General features: G+C 55.2%; 3 protein-coding genes. All 3 read right to left on the bottom strand.

Features of this window, described 5'->3' with window-relative positions; genetic code table 11:
• Nucleotides 1-69: 69 nt before the first annotated feature.
• From RA178_RS20060 to RA178_RS20050, 3 genes are read right to left on the bottom strand one after another with little or no spacing between them, the layout of a single operon-like run.
• Nucleotides 70-11,889, bottom strand: a complete 11,820-nt coding sequence (locus RA178_RS20060) for a VCBS domain-containing protein (RefSeq protein ID WP_306683550.1) — start codon at nucleotides 11,887-11,889, stop codon at nucleotides 70-72.
• Nucleotides 11,855-16,825, bottom strand: coding sequence for a beta strand repeat-containing protein (locus RA178_RS20055; protein WP_306683548.1), 4,971 nt, complete (start codon nucleotides 16,823-16,825; stop codon nucleotides 11,855-11,857). The genes RA178_RS20060 and RA178_RS20055 overlap by 35 nt, the downstream gene beginning before the upstream one ends.
• A complete protein-coding gene (locus RA178_RS20050) occupies nucleotides 16,810-22,173 on the bottom strand; it encodes a beta strand repeat-containing protein (RefSeq protein WP_306683546.1) in 5,364 nt (1,787 codons plus the stop codon). Before RA178_RS20050 ends, RA178_RS20055 begins: the two co-directional genes overlap by 16 nt.
• Nucleotides 22,174-22,507: the final 334 nt, after the last annotated feature.

The following is a 22,507-nucleotide window of genomic DNA, read 5'->3' as shown; positions in this document are numbered from 1 at the left end:
TTTATATGGTTATGGCAAGTATCGGTCATGATGGCCTATATTTCTATAGGCCATCTGAACTGATTTTATTTAAGGAATATATTGCTGCTCATTCAATGGTGCAAGACCTGGACTTGGTTCTGGTGTGACTGGCTGAGTATCAACAATTAACGGACCGCTGCCATTAGTACCTAGTAGGCCATTAATAATGCCAGTCTCTGTTGTAGTGTTATACGCACTATACAAATCAACACCGTCAAGAACGATATGTTGTTCAAACACACCGTCTTTATTGCCATCGATATCAATCACAGTTGAACCACTAACTAAGCTAAAGTTTAAATAACTGTGTAGTGTGTTGTTACTTTCACCTTGGAGTAAATCGCTTAAATCCAATTTATCTTCATGGATATTAAAGTCAGTGATATGGTCTGTTCCCGTTTCTGCATATCGCCAGACGAAGGTATCAGCACCGCTATCGCCTGTGAGTTTATCGTTACCTAGACCACCGATTATTGTATCGTTACCAGCACCACCAAATATAAGATCATTACCATTACCGCCGTAAAGCTGATCATTCCCACCTTGCCCATAAAGTATGTCATTACCTTGTCCGCCGATAAGAACATCAGCCTTATCGCTGGCACCAGATTGGTCAAAATCAGATGCATGCTCAGTAATATATCTATGTACTTGGGCATCGGTAACTGCAGTGACCCCTAGCTGATCAGCAACATAATCTTTGATGGCAACATAACCTTGGCCACTAATACCGTTAAAGTTGATGGCATCACCAAAGAGTATATCGTCGCCGTTACCACCGTTGATGGTATCAGATCCTGGCAGTTGGGTAATTGGAGTACCAATGATCGCATCAGCTAAATCCCCAGCGTTGATGTTAGTCAGAACATTACCGTCAGAGTCAAATGGCTTAAGATCTTCACTATCCAGTGATGGGCCTATCCCAATGGCCTGAACAATCACTCCCAGCGTTGATAGGAAAGCAAATCCTTGCTGGGAATTCGCATTCGTTCCGGTGCCGTTTGTACCCAAATTGGCAAATTGGAAACCTCCATTACCATCCGGGCGCATAAAGCCAACTGAACTTGAGCTCCAACTATTATTGTTATTTTGGGTCCATTTTAATACTTCACCGTCCTGGTTGATGATCGTACGTCCATTCTGGCTATATGTATTGCCAAATACATAACCGTTTTGGATGATACTGGATAGGTAAATACTGTTGTTTGCTCCGCTAGGGTTATAAACCTCAGGGTTTTGGCCCTCATTGTAGTTGTACTCATTAGCTTGGCCATCGGTAATAAAGTAAGCCAGATTTGTGGCACTGTTACCGCTGATGCCAGAGAACCAGTTGGCGGTCGTTTTAAATACATCTTCGTAGTTGGTGTTTCCACCTGAACGCATGTCGTCCAATGCATCTTCCAGTATCGACAGGGCATTGGGGTCTTTCATATCGACAGAAACCCAACCTTTAGAAATGCCATCAAAGTCAACTAAGAACACATTTACAGTGCCGCTGCCTTCAGCGGTAGCGCTGTTTTTCAGTGTCGTAAACACCAGTTCAAGTTGCGCTTTCATACTATTGAGCGCCGTGCTTCCAATGCTGCCAGAACTATCAACCATAAAGGCGATATTGTAGTTTTGACCTGGCAAAATAACGCTACCGTCTAAATCGCCGACCACAATGTTGTGCTCATTACCAAAGTTAAGATTTTGATCGCCAGGCTCTCCTTCATGACCACTGAAGTAGCTAAGAATGACGCTATCTGCATCTGTTGCAGTATTGGTCAGGTCTGTACCTGACTCTCTTGATACTGCTTCGACAACGAGGTTGACTTGACCTGCATATTCACCAGGAACCCTTAATGTTAATCCTGTTAGATTGACATCTAAGGATGCACTGTTCCATACGTTGCCATGATTTAGAAGAATATTACCGTCTGCATCTGCAGTCCCCATCAATGTACCGTTACTGCTGTAGAGTAAGGTGCCTTCGGGTAAACCACTGAGCTGAATGCTATCGATGCTTTCGCTACCGTCTCGATCCGCAAGTGACACATTAATTTCGATTGGATAGTCTACCGCTGTAGGCTGTTCTAATGTGAGTTCACCTGTGATTTGATTGATCGCGTATATGCCATCCTTGAATTGCACATACTCAATATCATGCAGGGCCTTAGTAACACCGATGCCATTTTCAGTTACAAAGAAGTTGAACCAACGATCATTGCTAGAGTAGCCTGTGCCTTTCTCTATTATGTAGTCTGCTCGGTTGCCAAGAAGTACGGCGATATCTGTTCCTGCACCACCGTAGAGCCCGTCATTACCTAGATCAGCAACAAGAACATCATTTCCTGTTCCGCCATAGAGAGAGTCACCTTGAACGGCATCACTGCCGACGAGTATGTCATCACCATCCATACCGTAGAGTAGATCACCGCCGCCATTTGCGCTGACAAGATGATCGTTCCCCCCAGTACCGAGCAACTGATCTTGTCCGGAAGTATTATCAATAGTACGCGTACCAGTATTAAATGGTGCAGTAGTAAAATCGCCCGTACGGAATTGTTCGGTAGTAATACCTGAAGTCTTAAAGTTACTGTATAGCGGTATGCCATTATCAGTCAGAATAACGTTAACTACAGGCTTATCTGCTATAGGTAAGACAGTGATATCAAGTGCTGCTGTGGAACCAGTATTTGTTGTGTAGGTGACACTTGGCATTTCGCCTGCCCAGTTATCATTTGGGATAAACTGGAATTCACCATTAGCTTGTATTAATAAGCTACCCACGGCCAAGGTAATGGTTTGCCCAGCGTTAAAACTGGTTTGCATACCGTTATACATGACTCTGAAGCTAGTGATGCTCAGATTGCCGAGTTGATCATTGGTAAGAATATTACCCGTTACCTGCTGATCTTCGTTGACGGTATAACGATCGTCAGTCGCATCAATAACGGTAGCATTATCTGTGCCTTCAGCTGATTCATTATTAGCACTATCAATTTGAGTAGCGGTGACTGAGATTGCCTGACCAGCAGTCGGAGTAGGCTCTGTCCAAGTAATAACACCATTTGTATAGGTGTAACCTGTTGCTAGAGCACCATTACTAAATTTCAGTACGCCATTGTCAAGAATGAGGTCTACTGTACTATTATTACCTGCATTATCGATTTCTAGATGTACACTGCCGCCAGTATTAAAGTCACTCGCATTAATTTTGACCTGTATTTGAACGCCATTATTACCTATCTCTGTACTCGTCAAATACGCGTCATCATTTACATCATCGATGATGCGTACTTCAGGTGCCGAAGGTGGCGTTGTATCAACATAAACTTGTGGAATAACAGAGAAAGTACCATCTGTATGATCGCCATCTCCATCAGTGGCTCTTACTTTGAAATCAATATCACCATCGCTAGGTTGTAACATCTCTTGATATTGATGGAAGTCCCATTGACCTGTACCTGGGGTAAACTCAAGTTTGAATACCAAGTGACCAGCTGCATCAACCCCAATTAGTGTATTTGCCGTTTGGGTTATAGTGATTGCACTGCCTGCTGCCGTGAACAAATTGGTTTCATCACTACCTTGTAAGGTGAGCGAACCTTTACCATCTGCACCCCATTCTGGGGTTACTGTTCCTGATGCAAAGGCGATTGCCGGTGGTGTTGCAGTGCCTAAAAACTCAATAGCTGTAACAGTGAAGTCACTATTATCACCGCTACTTGGACCTTTGCCATTATCAAGGGCTTTGATGACCATTTTGTCAAAGCCACCTTGTAAGGCTTGGAAGTTGGCCGCATAGTTGCCACTGCTCGCATCTGAACTAAATGTTTGAGTTGCGATAAGTTGGCCATCTCGCCAAAACTCGACGACACCGACTTCTAGTTCGCCGCCAAACATATGGGAAAACTGGATATTCACGCCGTAGGCAACAGTTCCTGGATCGAGAGTAATGATGATTTCTTCAGATGCAGAACTTCCATCTGCAAATTTACGGAAATCTACTTCATTAGCAAGATTATGATAAGGTGCCCCTACACTGCTAACTCCTATCCCGTTACCACTTCCATAGATTGCGGCATCAATTAAACTTGAGTTAGTTGACGAAGTAAATCCTCTTGCACTGATAGTAAACCCATTAAAATCTAACGAATTATTATTACCGCTGTAACCTGTTAGTGAGAATGAACCTACTAATGAATCTGGAATACTTGTCGTCGTGGTTTGCACGGCTGCTATTGTTGATATTACTGGAGCATCATCTTCAATTGTGACATTGAAACTTCCGGTTGATGTACCACCATGGCCATCATTAACATTGATACCAATATTGAGTGACAAGGTGTCTTCAGTCTCAGGATCTGGATGATCGACAGGACCTTTAAGTGTGACATCATAGGTCCAATCCCCTGAACTACCACTAACCGGTGGTGTTAGTGTTGCTGTCATTATTTCAGTATATGAAGCCTCACCTGCAGTACCAATGTAACCTGTTAAAGTTTGCGTTGCAGGATCCCAACTCCATTGAATTGCTTGACCGCCAGATAACAATCCTATGGGGCCAGATAGTGACACAGTTAAAGAATCACTATCAACATCTTGGATATTAATTGTGCCTGTAGCCGTTGGAGTATCGATTGTATCTGGATTTCCTGTTGTGTCTGGTAAACCGAAAGGCACTAAACCCTCTTCAGAGACAGTGGAATTCGTTGTTTTGCCAATCACAGACACGTCGTTCGCGCCGACAATGGTGATGGTCACGGTGTGGCTGGCGGTGCCATCGGCACTGGTGACCGTGATGTCACGGGTCAGGGTTTCACCCGCCTTGAGTGACTGCACGTCGCTGTGGCTGTTGTTTAAGGTGTAGGTCCAGTTACCGTCGGCATCAATGCTGAAGAAACCGTAGTTGCCATCGGCGACATTGGTTTGCACTTGGAATACCGCTTCGCCGTTGTCGACGTCGGTGACGGTTAAGGTGCCGGCCACCGTTTGTACTGTGCCTGGCAGGGTGTCGGAATCGCCGTCTTCAGTGACGGTGCCAGCATCGCTGTCGCCGTTACCGAGCGTGATGTCGGCGGGATCGTTCGCGCCGACAATGGTGATGGTCACGGTGTGGCTGGCGGTGCCATCGGCACTGGTGACCGTGATGTCACGGGTCAGGGTTTCACCCGCCTTGAGTGACTGCACGTCGCTGTGGCTGTTGTTTAAGGTGTAGGTCCAGTTACCGTCGGCATCAATGCTGAAGAAACCGTAGTTGCCATCGGCGACATTGGTTTGCACTTGGAATACCGCTTCGCCGTTGTCGACGTCGGTGACGGTTAAGGTGCCGGCCACCGTTTGTACTGTGCCTGGCAGGGTGTCGGAATCGCCGTCTTCGGTGACGGTGCCAGCATCGCTGTCGCCGTTACCGAGCGTGATGTCAGCGGGATCGTTCGCGCCGACAATGGTGATGGTCACGGTGTGGCTGGCGGTGCCATCGGCACTGGTGACCGTGATGTCACGGGTCAGGGTTTCACCCGCCTTGAGTGACTGCACGTCGCTGTGGCTGTTGTTTAAGGTGTAGGTCCAGTTACCGTCGGCATCAATGCTGAAGAAACCGTAGTTGCCATCGGCGACATTGGTTTGCACTTGGAATACCGCTTCGCCGTTGTCGACGTCGGTGACGGTTAAGGTGCCGGCCACCGTTTGTACTGTGCCTGGCAGGGTGTCGGAATCGCCGTCTTCGGTGACGGTGCCAGCATCGCTGTCGCCGTTACCGAGCGTGATGTCAGCGGGATCGTTCGCGCCGACAATGGTGATGGTCACGGTGTGGCTGGCGGTGCCATCGGCACTGGTGACCGTGATGTCACGGGTCAGGGTTTCACCCGCCTTGAGTGACTGCACGTCGCTGTGGCTGTTGTTTAAGGTGTAGGTCCAGTTACCGTCGGCATCAATGCTGAAGAAACCGTAGTTGCCATCGGCGACATTGGTTTGCACTTGGAATACCGCTTCGCCGTTGTCGACGTCGGTGACGGTTAAGGTGCCGGTCACCGTTTGTACTGTGCCTGGCAGGGTGTCGGAATCGCCGTCTTCAGTGACGGTGCCAGCATCGCTGTCGCCGTTACCGAGCGTGATGTCAGCGGGATCGTTCGCGCCGACAATGGTGATGGTCACGGTGTGGCTGGCGGTGCCATCGGCACTGGTGACCGTGATGTCACGGGTCAGGGTTTCACCCGCCTTGAGTGACTGCACGTCGCTGTGGCTGTTGTTTAAGGTGTAGGTCCAGTTACCGTCGGCATCAATGCTGAAGAAACCGTAGTTGCCATCGGCGACATTGGTTTGCACTTGGAAGACCGCTTCGCCGTTGTCGACGTCGGTGACGGTTAAGGTGCCGGTCACCGTTTGTACTGTGCCTGGCAGGGTGTCGGAATCGCCGTCTTCGGTGACGGTGCCAGCATCGCTGTCGCCGTTACCGAGCGTGATGTCAGCGGGATCGTTCGCGCCGACAATGGTGATGGTCACGGTGTGGCTGGCGGTGCCATCGGCACTGGTGACCGTGATGTCACGGGTCAGGGTTTCACCCGCCTTGAGTGACTGCACGTCGCTGTGGCTGTTGTTTAAGGCGTAGGTCCAGTTACCGTCGGCATCAATGCTGAAGAAACCGTAGTTGCCATCGGCGACATTGGTTTGCACTTGGAAGACCGCTTCGCCGTTGTCGACGTCGGTGACGGTTAAGGTGCCGGCCACCGTTTGTACTGTGCCTGGCAGGGTGTCGGAATCGCCGTCTTCGGTGACGGTGCCAGCATCGCTGTCGCCGTTACCGAGCGTGATGTCAGCGGGATCGTTCGCGCCGACAATGGTGATGGTCACGGTGTGGCTGGCGGTGCCATCGGCACTGGTGACCGTGATGTCACGGGTCAGGGTTTCACCCGCCTTGAGTGACTGCACGTCGCTGTGGCTGTTGTTTAAGGTGTAGGTCCAGTTACCGTCGGCATCAATGCTGAAGAAACCGTAGTTGCCATCGGCGACATTGGTTTGCACTTGGAAGACCGCTTCGCCGTTGTCGACGTCGGTGACGGTTAAGGTGCCGGTCACCGTTTGTACTGTGCCTGGCAGGGTGTCGGAATCGCCGTCTTCAGTGACGGTGCCAGCATCGCTGTCGCCGTTACCGAGCGTGATGTCAGCGGGATCGTTCGCGCCGACAATGGTGATGGTCACGGTGTGGCTGGCGGTGCCATCGGCACTGGTGACCGTGATGTCACGGGTCAGGGTTTCACCCGCCTTGAGTGACTGCACGTCGCTGTGGCTGTTGTTTAAGGTGTAGGTCCAGTTACCGTCGGCATCAATGCTGAAGAAACCGTAGTTGCCATCGGCGACATTGGTTTGCACTTGGAAGACCGCTTCGCCGTTGTCGACGTCGGTGACGGTTAAGGTGCCGGCCACCGTTTGTACTGTGCCTGGCAGGGTGTCGGAATCGCCGTCTTCAGTGACGGTGCCAGCATCGCTGTCGCCGTTACCGAGCGTGATGTCAGCGGGATCGTTCGCGCCGACAATGGTGATGGTCACGGTGTGGCTGGCGGTGCCATCGGCACTGGTGACCGTGATGTCACGGGTCAGGGTTTCACCCGCCTTGAGTGACTGCACGTCGCTGTGGCTGTTGTTTAAGGCGTAGGTCCAGTTACCGTCGGCATCAATGCTGAAGAAACCGTAGTTGCCATCGGCGACATTGGTTTGCACTTGGAAGACCGCTTCGCCGTTGTCGACGTCGGTGACGGTTAAGGTGCCGGCCACCGTTTGTACTGTGCCTGGCAGGGTGTCGGAATCGCCGTCTTCGGTGACGGTGCCAGCATCGCTGTCGCCGTTACCGAGCGTGATGTCAGCGGGATCGTTCGCGCCGACAATGGTGATGGTCACGGTGTGGCTGGCGGTGCCATCGGCACTGGTGACCGTGATGTCACGGGTCAGGGTTTCACCCGCCTTGAGTGACTGCACGTCGCTGTGGCTGTTGTTTAAGGCGTAGGTCCAGTTACCGTCGGCATCAATGCTGAAGAAACCGTAGTTGCCATCGGCGACATTGGTTTGCACTTGGAAGACCGCTTCGCCGTTGTCGACGTCGGTGACGGTTAAGGTGCCGGCCACCGTTTGTACTGTGCCTGGCAGGGTGTCGGAATCGCCGTCTTCAGTGACGGTGCCAGCATCGCTGTCGCCGTTACCGAGCGTGATGTCAGCGGGATCGTTCGCGCCGACAATGGTGATGGTCACGGTGTGGCTGGCGGTGCCATCGGCACTGGTGACCGTGATGTCACGGGTCAGGGTTTCACCCGCCTTGAGTGACTGCACGTCGCTGTGGCTGTTGTTTAAGGTGTAGGTCCAGTTACCGTCGGCATCAATGCTGAAGAAACCGTAGTTGCCATCGGCGACATTGGTTTGCACTTGGAAGACCGCTTCGCCGTTGTCGACGTCGGTGACGGTTAAGGTGCCGGCCACCGTTTGTACTGTGCCTGGCAGGGTGTCGGAATCGCCGTCTTCAGTGACGGTGCCAGCATCGCTGTCGCCGTTACCGAGCGTGATGTCAGCGGGATCGTTCGCGCCGACAATGGTGATGGTCACGGTGTGGCTGGCGGTGCCATCGGCACTGGTGACCGTGATGTCACGGGTCAGGGTTTCACCCGCCTTGAGTGACTGCACGTCGCTGTGGCTGTTGTTTAAGGTGTAGGTCCAGTTACCGTCGGCATCAATGCTGAAGAAACCGTAGTTGCCATCGGCGACATTGGTTTGCACTTGGAAGACCGCTTCGCCGTTGTCGACGTCGGTGACGGTTAAGGTGCCGGCCACCGTTTGTACTGTGCCTGGCAGGGTGTCGGAATCACCGTCTTCGGTGACGGTGCCAGCATCGCTGTCGCCGTTACCGAGCGTGATGTCAGCGGGATCGTTCGCGCCGACAATGGTGATGGTCACGGTGTGGCTGGCGGTGCCATCGGCACTGGTGACCGTGATGTCACGGGTCAGGGTTTCACCCGCCTTGAGTGACTGCACGTCGCTGTGGCTGTTGTTTAAGGTGTAGGTCCAGTTACCGTCGGCATCAATGCTGAAGAAACCGTAGTTGCCATCGGCGACATTGGTTTGCACTTGGAATACCGCTTCGCCGTTGTCGACGTCGGTGACGGTTAAGGTGCCGGTCACCGTTTGTACTGTGCCTGGCAGGGTGTCGGAATCGCCGTCTTCAGTGACGGTGCCAGCATCGCTGTCGCCGTTACCGAGCGTGATGTCAGCGGGATCGTTCGCGCCGACAATGGTGATGGTCACGGTGTGGCTGGCGGTGCCATCGGCACTGGTGACCGTGATGTCACGGGTCAGGGTTTCACCCGCCTTGAGTGACTGCACGTCGCTGTGGCTGTTGTTTAAGGTGTAGGTCCAGTTACCGTCGGCATCAATGCTGAAGAAACCGTAGTTGCCATCGGCGACATTGGTTTGCACTTGGAAGACCGCTTCGCCGTTGTCGACGTCGGTGACGGTTAAGGTGCCGGCCACCGTTTGTACTGTGCCTGGCAGGGTGTCGGAATCGCCGTCTTCGGTGACGGTGCCAGCATCGCTGTCGCCGTTACCGAGCGTGATGTCAGCGGGATCGTTCGCGCCGACAATGGTGATGGTCACGGTGTGGCTGGCGGTGCCATCGGCACTGGTGACCGTGATGTCACGGGTCAGGGTTTCACCCGCCTTGAGTGACTGCACGTCGCTGTGGCTGTTGTTTAAGGCGTAGGTCCAGTTACCGTCGGCATCAATGCTGAAGAAACCGTAGTTGCCATCGGCGACATTGGTTTGCACTTGGAAGACCGCTTCGCCGTTGTCGACGTCGGTGACGGTTAAGGTGCCGGCCACCGTTTGTACTGTGCCTGGCAGGGTGTCGGAATCGCCGTCTTCGGTGACGGTGCCAGCATCGCTGTCGCCGTTACCGAGCGTGATGTCAGCGGGATCGTTCGCGCCGACAATGGTGATGGTCACGGTGTGGCTGGCGGTGCCATCGGCACTGGTGACCGTGATGTCACGGGTCAGGGTTTCACCCGCCTTGAGTGACTGCACGTCGCTGTGGCTGTTGTTTAAGGTGTAGGTCCAGTTACCGTCGGCATCAATGCTGAAGAAACCGTAGTTGCCATCGGCGACATTGGTTTGCACTTGGAAGACCGCTTCGCCGTTGTCGACGTCGGTGACGGTTAAGGTGCCGGTCACCGTTTGTACTGTGCCTGGCAGGGTGTCGGAATCGCCGTCTTCAGTGACGGTGCCAGCATCGCTGTCGCCGTTACCGAGCGTGATGTCAGCGGGATCGTTCGCGCCGACAATGGTGATGGTCACGGTGTGGCTGGCGGTGCCATCGGCACTGGTGACCGTGATGTCACGGGTCAGGGTTTCACCCGCCTTGAGTGACTGCACGTCGCTGTGGCTGTTGTTTAAGGTGTAGGTCCAGTTACCGTCGGCATCAATGCTGAAGAAACCGTAGTTGCCATCGGCGACATTGGTTTGCACTTGGAAGACCGCTTCGCCGTTGTCGACGTCGGTGACGGTTAAGGTGCCGGCCACCGTTTGTACTGTGCCTGGCAGGGTGTCGGAATCGCCGTCTTCAGTGACGGTGCCAGCATCGCTGTCGCCGTTACCGAGCGTGATGTCAGCGGGATCGTTCGCGCCGACAATGGTGATGGTCACGGTGTGGCTGGCGGTGCCATCGGCACTGGTGACCGTGATGTCACGGGTCAGGGTTTCACCCGCCTTGAGTGACTGCACGTCGCTGTGGCTGTTGTTTAAGGTGTAGGTCCAGTTACCGTCGGCATCAATGCTGAAGAAACCGTAGTTGCCATCGGCGACATTGGTTTGCACTTGGAAGACCGCTTCGCCGTTGTCGACGTCGGTGACGGTTAAGGTGCCGGTCACCGTTTGTACTGTGCCTGGCAGGGTGTCGGAATCGCCGTCTTCAGTGACGGTGCCAGCATCGCTGTCGCCGTTACCGAGCGTGATGTCAGCGGGATCGTTCGCGCCGACAATGGTGATGGTCACGGTGTGGCTGGCGGTGCCATCGGCACTGGTGACCGTGATGTCACGGGTCAGGGTTTCACCCGCCTTGAGTGACTGCACGTCGCTGTGGCTGTTGTTTAAGGTGTAGGTCCAGTTACCGTCGGCATCAATGCTGAAGAAACCGTAGTTGCCATCGGCGACATTGGTTTGCACTTGGAAGACCGCTTCGCCGTTGTCGACGTCGGTGACGGTTAAGGTGCCGGCCACCGTTTGTACTGTGCCTGGCAGGGTGTCGGAATCGCCGTCTTCGGTGACGGTGCCAGCATCGCTGTCGCCGTTACCGAGCGTGATGTCAGCGGGATCGTTCGCGCCGACAATGGTGATGGTCACGGTGTGGCTGGCGGTGCCATCGGCACTGGTGACCGTGATGTCACGGGTCAGGGTTTCACCCGCCTTGAGTGACTGCACGTCGCTGTGGCTGTTGTTTAAGGCGTAGGTCCAGTTACCGTCGGCATCAATGCTGAAGAAACCGTAGTTGCCATCGGCGACATTGGTTTGCACTTGGAAGACCGCTTCGCCGTTGTCGACGTCGGTGACGGTTAAGGTGCCGGCCACCGTTTGTACTGTGCCTGGCAGGGTGTCGGAATCGCCGTCTTCGGTGACGGTGCCAGCATCGCTGTCGCCGTTACCGAGCGTGATGTCAGCGGGATCGTTCGCGCCGACAATGGTGATGGTCACGGTGTGGCTGGCGGTGCCATCGGCACTGGTGACCGTGATGTCACGGGTCAGGGTTTCACCCGCCTTGAGTGACTGCACGTCGCTGTGGCTGTTGTTTAAGGTGTAGGTCCAGTTACCGTCGGCATCAACTGAAGAAACCGTAGTTGCCATCGGCGACATTGGTTTGCACTTGGAAGACCGCTTCGCCGTTGTCGACGTCGGTGACGGTTAAGGTGCCGGTCACCGTTTGTACTGTGCCTGGCAGGGTGTCGGAATCGCCGTCTTCAGTGACGGTGCCAGCATCGCTGTCGCCGTTACCGAGCGTGATGTCAGCGGGATCGTTCGCGCCGACAATGGTGATGGTCACGGTGTGGCTGGCGGTGCCATCGGCACTGGTGACCGTGATGTCACGGGTCAGGGTTTCACCCGCCTTGAGTGACTGCACGTCGCTGTGGCTGTTGTTTAAGGTGTAGGTCCAGTTACCGTCGGCATCAATGCTGAAGAAACCGTAGTTGCCATCGGCGACATTGGTTTGCACTTGGAAGACCGCTTCGCCGTTGTCGACGTCGGTGACGGTTAAGGTGCCGGCCACCGTTTGTACTGTGCCTGGCAGGGTGTCGGAATCGCCGTCTTCAGTGACGGTGCCAGCATCGCTGTCGCCGTTACCGAGCGTGATGTCAGCGGGATCGTTCGCGCCGACAATGGTGATGGTCACGGTGTGGCTGGCGGTGCCATCGGCACTGGTGACCGTGATGTCACGGGTCAGGGTTTCACCCGCCTTGAGTGACTGCACGTCGCTGTGGCTGTTGTTTAAGGTGTAGGTCCAGTTACCGTCGGCATCAATGCTGAAGAAACCGTAGTTGCCATCGGCGACATTGGTTTGCACTTGGAAGACCGCTTCGCCGTTGTCGACGTCGGTGACGGTTAAGGTGCCGGCCACCGTTTGTACTGTGCCTGGCAGGGTGTCGGAATCGCCGTCTTCGGTGACGGTGCCAGCATCGCTGTCGCCGTTACCGAGCGTGATGTCAGCGGGATCGTTCGCGCCGACAATGGTGATGGTCACGGTGTGGCTGGCGGTGCCATCGGCACTGGTGACCGTGATGTCACGGGTCAGGGTTTCACCCGCCTTGAGTGACTGCACGTCGCTGTGGCTGTTGTTTAAGGCGTAGGTCCAGTTACCGTCGGCATCAATGCTGAAGAAACCGTAGTTGCCATCGGCGACATTGGTTTGCACTTGGAAGACCGCTTCGCCGTTGTCGACGTCGGTGACGGTTAAGGTGCCGGCCACCGTTTGTACTGTGCCTGGCAGGGTGTCGGAATCGCCGTCTTCGGTGACGGTGCCAGCATCGCTGTCGCCGTTACCGAGCGTGATGTCAGCGGGATCGTTCGCGCCGACAATGGTGATGGTCACGGTGTGGCTGGCGGTGCCATCGGCACTGGTGACCGTGATGTCACGGGTCAGGGTTTCACCCGCCTTGAGTGACTGCACGTCGCTGTGGCTGTTGTTTAAGGTGTAGGTCCAGTTACCGTCGGCATCAATGCTGAAGAAACCGTAGTTGCCATCGGCGACATTGGTTTGCACTTGGAAGACCGCTTCGCCGTTGTCGACGTCGGTGACGGTTAAGGTGCCGGTCACCGTTTGTACTGTGCCTGGCAGGGTGTCGGAATCGCCGTCTTCAGTGACGGTGCCAGCATCGCTGTCGCCGTTACCGAGCGTGATGTCAGCGGGATCGTTCGCGCCGACAATGGTGATGGTCACGGTGTGGCTGGCGGTGCCATCGGCACTGGTGACCGTGATGTCACGGGTCAGGGTTTCACCCGCCTTGAGTGACTGCACGTCGCTGTGGCTGTTGTTTAAGGTGTAGGTCCAGTTACCGTCGGCATCAATGCTGAAGAAACCGTAGTTGCCATCGGCGACATTGGTTTGCACTTGGAAGACCGCTTCGCCGTTGTCGACGTCGGTGACGGTTAAGGTGCCGGCCACCGTTTGTACTGTGCCTGGCAGGGTGTCGGAATCGCCGTCTTCAGTGACGGTGCCAGCATCGCTGTCGCCGTTACCGAGCGTGATGTCAGCGGGATCGTTCGCGCCGACAATGGTGATGGTCACGGTGTGGCTGGCGGTGCCATCGGCACTGGTGACCGTGATGTCACGGGTCAGGGTTTCACCCGCCTTGAGTGACTGCACGTCGCTGTGGCTGTTGTTTAAGGTGTAGGTCCAGTTACCGTCGGCATCAATGCTGAAGAAACCGTAGTTGCCATCGGCGACATTGGTTTGCACTTGGAAGACCGCTTCGCCGTTGTCGACGTCGGTGACGGTTAAGGTGCCGGCCACCGTTTGTACTGTGCCTGGCAGGGTGTCGGAATCGCCGTCTTCAGTGACGGTGCCAGCATCGCTGTCGCCGTTACCGAGCGTGATGTCAGCGGGATCGTTCGCGCCGACAATGGTGATGGTCACGGTGTGGCTGGCGGTGCCATCGGCACTGGTGACCGTGATGTCACGGGTCAGGGTTTCACCCGCCTTGAGTGACTGCACGTCGCTGTGGCTGTTGTTTAAGGTGTAGGTCCAGTTACCGTCGGCATCAATGCTGAAGAAACCGTAGTTGCCATCGGCGACATTGGTTTGCACTTGGAATACCGCTTCGCCGTTGTCGACGTCGGTGACGGTTAAGGTGCCGGCCACCGTTTGTACTGTGCCTGGCAGGGTGTCGGAATCGCCGTCTTCGGTGACGGTGCCAGCATCGCTGTCGCCGTTACCGAGCGTGATGTCAGCGGGATCGTTCGCGCCGACAATGGTGATGGTCACGGTGTGGCTGGCGGTGCCATCGGCACTGGTGACCGTGATGTCACGGGTCAGGGTTTCACCCGCCTTGAGTGACTGCACGTCGCTGTGGCTGTTGTTTAAGGTGTAGGTCCAGTTACCGTCGGCATCAATGCTGAAGAAACCGTAGTTGCCATCGGCGACATTGGTTTGCACTTGGAAGACCGCTTCGCCGTTGTCGACGTCGGTGACGGTTAAGGTGCCGGTCACCGTTTGTACTGTGCCTGGCAGGGTGTCGGAATCGCCGTCTTCAGTGACGGTGCCAGCATCGCTGTCGCCGTTACCGAGCGTGATGTCAGCGGGATCGTTCGCGCCGACAATGGTGATGGTCACGGTGTGGCTGGCGGTGCCATCGGCACTGGTGACCGTGATGTCACGGGTCAGGGTTTCACCCGCCTTGAGTGACTGCACGTCGCTGTGGCTGTTGTTTAAGGTGTAGGTCCAGTTACCGTCGGCATCAATGCTGAAGAAACCGTAGTTGCCATCGGCGACATTGGTTTGCACTTGGAAGACCGCTTCGCCGTTGTCGACGTCGGTGACGGTTAAGGTGCCGGCCACCGTTTGTACTGTGCCTGGCAGGGTGTCGGAATCGCCGTCTTCGGTGACGGTGCCAGCATCGCTGTCGCCGTTACCGAGCGTGATGTCAGCGGGATCGTTCGCGCCGACAATGGTGATGGTCACGGTGTGGCTGGCGGTGCCATCGGCACTGGTGACCGTGATGTCACGGGTCAGGGTTTCACCCGCCTTGAGTGACTGCACGTCGCTGTGGCTGTTGTTTAAGGCGTAGGTCCAGTTACCGTCGGCATCAATGCTGAAGAAACCGTAGTTGCCATCGGCGACATTGGTTTGCACTTGGAAGACCGCTTCGCCGTTGTCGACGTCGGTGACGGTTAAGGTGCCGGCCACCGTTTGTACTGTGCCTGGCAGGGTGTCGGAATCGCCGTCTTCGGTGACGGTGCCAGCATCGCTGTCGCCGTTACCGAGCGTGATGTCAGCGGGATCGTTCGCGCCGACAATGGTGATGGTCACGGTGTGGCTGGCGGTGCCATCGGCACTGGTGACCGTGATGTCACGGGTCAGGGTTTCACCCGCCTTGAGTGACTGCACGTCGCTGTGGCTGTTGTTTAAGGTGTAGGTCCAGTTACCGTCGGCATCAATGCTGAAGAAACCGTAGTTGCCATCGGCGACATTGGTTTGCACTTGGAAGACCGCTTCGCCGTTGTCGACGTCGGTGACGGTTAAGGTGCCGGTCACCGTTTGTACTGTGCCTGGCAGGGTGTCGGAATCGCCGTCTTCAGTGACGGTGCCAGCATCGCTGTCGCCGTTACCGAGCGTGATGTCAGCGGGATCGTTCGCGCCGACAATGGTGATGGTCACGGTGTGGCTGGCGGTGCCATCGGCACTGGTGACCGTGATGTCACGGGTCAGGGTTTCACCCGCCTTGAGTGACTGCACGTCGCTGTGGCTGTTGTTTAAGGTGTAGGTCCAGTTACCGTCGGCATCAATGCTGAAGAAACCGTAGTTGCCATCGGCGACATTGGTTTGCACTTGGAAGACCGCTTCGCCGTTGTCGACGTCGGTGACGGTTAAGGTGCCGGCCACCGTTTGTACTGTGCCTGGCAGGGTGTCGGAATCGCCGTCTTCAGTGACGGTGCCAGCATCGCTGTCGCCGTTACCGAGCGTGATGTCAGCGGGATCGTTCGCGCCGACAATGGTGATGGTCACGGTGTGGCTGGCGGTGCCATCGGCACTGGTGACCGTGATGTCACGGGTCAGGGTTTCACCCGCCTTGAGTGACTGCACGTCGCTGTGGCTGTTGTTTAAGGTGTAGGTCCAGTTACCGTCGGCATCAATGCTGAAGAAACCGTAGTTGCCATCGGCGACATTGGTTTGCACTTGGAAGACCGCTTCGCCGTTGTCGACGTCGGTGACGGTTAAGGTGCCGGCCACCGTTTGTACTGTGCCTGGCAGGGTGTCGGAATCGCCGTCTTCAGTGACGGTGCCAGCATCGCTGTCGCCGTTACCGAGCGTGATGTCAGCGGGATCGTTCGCGCCGACAATGGTGATGGTCACGGTGTGGCTGGCGGTGCCATCGGCACTGGTGACCGTGATGTCACGGGTCAGGGTTTCACCCGCCTTGAGTGACTGCACGTCGCTGTGGCTGTTGTTTAAGGTGTAGGTCCAGTTACCGTCGGCATCAATGCTGAAGAAACCGTAGTTGCCATCGGCGACATTGGTTTGCACTTGGAAGACCGCTTCGCCGTTGTCGACGTCGGTGACGGTTAAGGTGCCGGCCACCGTTTGTACTGTGCCTGGCAGGGTGTCGGATCACCGTCTTCGGTGACGGTGCCAGCATCGCTGTCGCCGTTACCGAGCGTGATGTCAGCGGGATCGTTCGCGCCGACAATGGTGATGGTCACGGTGTGGCTGGCGGTGCCATCGGCACTGGTGACCGTGATGTCACGGGTCAGGGTTTCACCCGCCTTGAGTGACTGCACGTCGCTGTGGCTGTTGTTTAAGGTGTAGGTCCAGTTACCGTCGGCATCAATGCTGAAGAAACCGTAGTTGCCATCGGCGACATTGGTTTGCACTTGGAATACCGCTTCGCCGTTGTCGACGTCGGTGACGGTTAAGGTGCCGGTCACCGTTTGTACTGTGCCTGGCAGGGTGTCGGAATCGCCGTCTTCAGTGACGGTGCCAGCATCGCTGTCGCCGTTACCGAGCGTGATGTCAGCGGGATCGTTCGCGCCGACAATGGTGATGGTCACGGTGTGGCTGGCGGTGCCATCGGCACTGGTGACCGTGATGTCACGGGTCAGGGTTTCACCCGCCTTGAGTGACTGCACGTCGCTGTGGCTGTTGTTTAAGGTGTAGGTCCAGTTACCGTCGGCATCAATGCTGAAGAAACCGTAGTTGCCATCGGCGACATTGGTTTGCACTTGGAAGACCGCTTCGCCGTTGTCGACGTCGGTGACGGTTAAGGTGCCGGCCACCGTTTGTACTGTGCCTGGCAGGGTGTCGGAATCGCCGTCTTCGGTGACGGTGCCAGCATCGCTGTCGCCGTTACCGAGCGTGATGTCAGCGGGATCGTTCGCGCCGACAATGGTGATGGTCACGGTGTGGCTGGCGGTGCCATCGGCACTGGTGACCGTGATGTCACGGGTCAGGGTTTCACCCGCCTTGAGTGACTGCACGTCGCTGTGGCTGTTGTTTAAGGTGTAGGTCCAGTTACCGTCGGCATCAATGCTGAAGAAACCGTAGTTGCCATCGGCGACATTGGTTTGCACTTGGAAGACCGCTTCGCCGTTGTCGACGTCGGTGACGGTTAAGGTGCCGGCCACCGTTTGTACTGTGCCTGGCAGGGTGTCGGAATCGCCGTCTTCAGTGACGGTGCCAGCATCGCTGTCGCCGTTACCGAGCGTGATGTCAGCGGGATCGTTCGCGCCGACAATGGTGATGGTCACGGTGTGGCTGGCGGTGCCATCGGCACTGGTGACCGTGATGTCACGGGTCAGGGTTTCACCCGCCTTGAGTGACTGCACGTCGCTGTGGCTGTTGTTTAAGGTGTAGGTCCAGTTACCGTCGGCATCAATGCTGAAGAAACCGTAGTTGCCATCGGCGACATTGGTTTGCACTTGGAAGACCGCTTCGCCGTTGTCGACGTCGGTGACGGTTAAGGTGCCGGCCACCGTTTGTACTGTGCCTGGCAGGGTGTCGGAATCGCCGTCTTCGGTGACGGTGCCAGCATCGCTGTCGCCGTTACCGAGCGTGATGTCAGCGGGATCGTTCGCGCCGACAATGGTGATGGTCACGGTGTGGCTGGCGGTGCCATCGGCACTGGTGACCGTGATGTCACGGGTCAGGGTTTCACCCGCCTTGAGTGACTGCACGTCGCTGTGGCTGTTGTTTAAGGTGTAGGTCCAGTTACCGTCGGCATCAATGCTGAAGAAACCGTAGTTGCCATCGGCGACATTGGTTTGCACTTGGAAGACCGCTTCGCCGTTGTCGACGTCGGTGACGGTTAAGGTGCCGGCCACCGTTTGTACTGTGCCTGGCAGGGTGTCGGAATCGCCGTCTTCAGTGACGGTGCCAGCATCGCTGTCGCCGTTACCGAGCGTGATGTCAGCGGGATCGTTCGCGCCGACAATGGTGATGGTCACGGTGTGGCTGGCGGTGCCATCGGCACTGGTGACCGTGATGTCACGGGTCAGGGTTTCACCCGCCTTGAGTGACTGCACGTCGCTGTGGCTGTTGTTTAAGGTGTAGGTCCAGTTACCGTCGGCATCAATGCTGAAGAAACCGTAGTTGCCATCGGCGACATTGGTTTGCACTTGGAAGACCGCTTCGCCGTTGTCGACGTCGGTGACGGTTAAGGTGCCGGCCACCGTTTGTACTGTGCCTGGCAGGGTGTCGGAATCGCCGTCTTCAGTGACGGTGCCAGCATCGCTGTCGCCGTTACCGAGCGTGATGTCAGCGGGATCGTTCGCGCCGACAATGGTGATGGTCACGGTGTGGCTGGCGGTGCCATCGGCACTGGTGACCGTGATGTCACGGGTCAGGGTTTCACCCGCCTTGAGTGACTGCACGTCGCTGTGGCTGTTGTTTAAGGTGTAGGTCCAGTTACCGTCGGCATCAATGCTGAAGAAACCGTAGTTGCCATCGGCGACATTGGTTTGCACTTGGAAGACCGCTTCGCCGTTGTCGACGTCGGTGACGGTTAAGGTGCCGGCCACCGTTTGTACTGTGCCTGGCAGGGTGTCGGAATCGCCGTCTTCAGTGACGGTGCCAGCATCGCTGTCGCCGTTACCGACCGTGATGTCAGCGGGATCGTTCGCGCCGACAATGGTGATGGTCACGGTGTGGCTGGCGGTGCCATCGGCACTGGTGACCGTGATGTCACGGGTCAGGGTTTCACCCGCCTTGAGTGACTGCACGTCGCTGTGGCTGTTGTTTAAGGCGTAGGTCCAGTTACCGTCGGCATCAATGCTGAAGAAACCGTAGTTGCCATCGGCGACATTGGTTTGCACTTGGAAGACCGCTTCGCCGTTGTCGACGTCGGTGACGGTTAAGGTGCCGGCCACCGTTTGTACTGTGCCTGGCAGGGTGTCGGAATCGCCGTCTTCAGTGACGGTGCCAGCATCGCTGTCGCCGTTACCGAGCGTGATGTCAGCGGGATCGTTCGCGCCGACAATGGTGATGGTCACGGTGTGGCTGGCGGTGCCATCGGCACTGGTGACCGTGATGTCACGGGTCAGGGTTTCACCCGCCTTGAGTGACTGCACGTCGCTGTGGCTGTTGTTTAAGGTGTAGGTCCAGTTACCGTCGGCATCAATGCTGAAGAAACCGTAGTTGCCATCGGCGACATTGGTTTGCACTTGGAAGACCGCTTCGCCGTTGTCGACGTCGGTGACGGTTAAGGTGCCGGCCACCGTTTGTACTGTGCCTGGCAGGGTGTCGGAATCGCCGTCTTCAGTGACGGTGCCAGCATCGCTGTCGCCGTTACCGAGCGTGATGTCAGCGGGATCGTTCGCGCCGACAATGGTGATGGTCACGGTGTGGCTGGCGGTGCCATCGGCACTGGTGACCGTGATGTCACGGGTCAGGGTTTCACCCGCCTTGAGTGACTGCACGTCGCTGTGGCTGTTGTTTAAGGCGTAGGTCCAGTTACCGTCGGCATCAATGCTGAAGAAACCGTAGTTGCCATCGGCGACATTGGTTTGCACTTGGAAGACCGCTTCGCCGTTGTCGACGTCGGTGACGGTTAAGGTGCCGGCCACCGTTTGTACTGTGCCTGGCAGGGTGTCGGAATCGCCGTCTTCAGTGACGGTGCCAGCATCGCTGTCGCCGTTACCGAGCGTGATGTCAGCGGGATCGTTCGCGCCGACAATGGTGATGGTCACGGTGTGGCTGGCGGTGCCATCGGCACTGGTGACCGTGATGTCACGGGTCAGGGTTTCACCCGCCTTGAGTGACTGCACGTCGCTGTGGCTGTTGTTTAAGGTGTAGGTCCAGTTACCGTCGGCATCAATGCTGAAGAAACCGTAGTTGCCATCGGCGACATTGGTTTGCACTTGGAAGACCGCTTCGCCGTTGTCGACGTCGGTGACGGTTAAGGTGCCGGCCACCGTTTGTACTGTGCCTGGCAGGGTGTCGGAATCGCCGTCTTCGGTGACGGTGCCAGCATCGCTGTCGCCGTTACCGAGCGTGATGTCAGCGGGATCGTTCGCGCCGACAATGGTGATGGTCACGGTGTGGCTGGCGGTGCCATCGGCACTGGTGACCGTGATGTCACGGGTCAGGGTTTCACCCGCCTTGAGTGACTGCACGTCGCTGTGGCTGTTGTTTAAGGTGTAGGTCCAGTTACCGTCGGCATCAATGCTGAAGAAACCGTAGTTGCCATCGGCGACATTGGTTTGCACTTGGAATACCGCTTCGCCGTTGTCGACGTCGGTGACGGTTAAGGTGCCGGCCACCGTTTGTACTGTGCCTGGCAGGGTGTCGGAATCGCCGTCTTCGGTGACGGTGCCTGCATCGCTGTCGCCGTTACCGAGCGTGATGTCAGCGGGATCGTCGACAGGGTTAACATTAATGGTTAGTGTTGCTGTTGAACCAGTGTTAGTGGTGTAGGTAATGACTGGTACTTGGCCATTCCAGTTAGCATTGGGCGTGAAGGTGTAAGAGCCATTGGCATTGATGACTAAGCTGCCGCCCTCTAAAGTAACCGTGGTGCCTGCGGTAACGGTATCGCCATTCACAGTGAAGCTGACAACGGAAAGGGTGCTGTCGATATCGGAATCATTATCAAGCACATTGCCAGTTGCTGCAGTGTCTTCTGCAACTGTGGCGCTGTCATTTGCAAGGATGGAAGGATCATCGACAGGGCTGATATTAATGGTTAGCGTTGCAGTTGAGCCCGTGTTGGTTGTGTAGGTAATGACAGGTACTTGGCCATTCCAGTTTTCATTCGGCGTGAAGGTGTAAGAACCATCGATATTTAAAATTAAAACACCACCTTCGAGAGTCACTTCTGTGCCTGCTGCGTAGGTGGTACCGCTGATTTCGAAGCTCACAACACTTAGAGTGGAATCCACATCAGTGTCGTTATCGAGCACATTGCCAGTCGCTACAGTATCTTCATTGGAAGTGTTGCTGTCATTAGCAAGTGCTGAAGGTGAGTCTGCTGCAATGGTGAATTGTGGAATATTAACCGTCGTTCCAGTCAGTGCTTGGCCGCTTGTTGAGTAGCCTGAAGCTGCAATGGTTTCTGTGCCGCTACGGGCTAGAGTGACATAGCCCGAGTTACCATCACTGCCTGGTGTGTTGCCTGCTGCGGTTTCAGGTAGGTTCTGAGTTGGGTCTTCACCGGATGCAATAAGATCTTGTAATGCTTGAATTTCATCTAGGGCTGCTTCGTTAGCCGTGCCAGAGGCTGCTGCAGTAGTTTCGCTGGGCGCGACTTCATTTGATAGCTTAGTGCCATCATCGAAGGTAATTTCATAGGTTGCGTTTTCGCCAATATGGAGCACAGCACCTTTAGGGAGTTGTTCGCCATCCTTAGCGGGTTGATTTGAACCATCAACTTCGACATTGATTTGCCCTTTTACTAACTTAAGCAAACCTTTCTTTGATGTAATTACCGATCCCATAGTAAGCTCCCAACAGCCAAAGTGTGTTAATCCATAGACGCACAAGTCCAACAAATATGTTGCACTGTGATACAAGTGGTGGAATTTTAGCTAACGAAACGACTTAAGTCAATTTTTTGACGCGCTTGTGTCGCCTGTTCTTATGCGGTTTTACGGATCTTAATACGCAAAAGTGACAATTTTTAGACCTGTAACTAGATGTAGTAGCTATATCTATAAAAAGGGCCGTATTTAGTACTTTTTAACTCTAAGATTAAGCATAGTTATAAGAAATTAATCTGGATTGGGAGAGTGGTTTTTACGGAAAAGAAGCGACACGATCTAGTTTTTAACA

The organism is Shewanella oncorhynchi (genome assembly GCF_030848765.1).
GTDB classification, from domain to species: Bacteria; Pseudomonadota; Gammaproteobacteria; order Enterobacterales; family Shewanellaceae; genus Shewanella; species Shewanella oncorhynchi.
This window is presented reverse-complemented; position numbering and strand designations above follow the sequence as displayed.

What these genes read in the sequence shown, in the direction of transcription:
- RA178_RS20060 (WP_306683550.1), bottom strand. Translation starts at nt 11,889, where the DNA reads ATGTCGCCGATGGCAACTACGGTTTCTTCAGTTGATGCCGACGGTAAC.
- RA178_RS20050 (WP_306683546.1), bottom strand. Translation starts at nt 22,173, where the DNA reads ATGGGATCGGTAATTACATCAAAGAAAGGTTTGCTTAAGTTAGTAAAA.